The following is a 273-nucleotide window of genomic DNA, read 5'->3' as shown; positions in this document are numbered from 1 at the left end:
CAACGGCCTGGTCAACCAGGCTTGTGCGTTCCAGGCGAGACCCGGTACCTACATCAGCTGTCAATTGCTTCGCCTCCTTGGTAGCGCCTATGAACGTCGATTAGCCACGGCGTCATACCCTGCTGTGGTTGCCTGGGCGATGAGCGAATCAAACGGCTCAGCACTGAGTTCGGCCAGGCGCTCCCGGTTCCACTCCAGCGTATCGATGCACTGGTCGGCGAAGATACTCACAACCGTTGCCAGCTCCGTCAGAGCGGGGGAAAGGTTCGCAAC

Annotated in this window: 1 protein-coding gene; it reads right to left on the bottom strand. The window is 59.7% G+C overall.

Annotation, left to right across the window (positions count from 1 at the left end; translation table 11 throughout):
- Positions 1-87: 87 nt before the first annotated feature.
- Positions 88-273: hypothetical protein (locus SB660_RS20580; protein WP_410584191.1), on the bottom strand; the 186-nt coding region annotated here is incomplete at its 5' end.

The organism is Bacillus sp. SIMBA_005 (assembly GCF_046535585.1).
Lineage (GTDB): Bacteria > Bacillota > Bacilli > Bacillales > Bacillaceae > Bacillus > Bacillus pumilus.
Note: the sequence above shows the minus strand (reverse complement) of the source record. Positions and strands in the feature narration are given on the sequence as shown.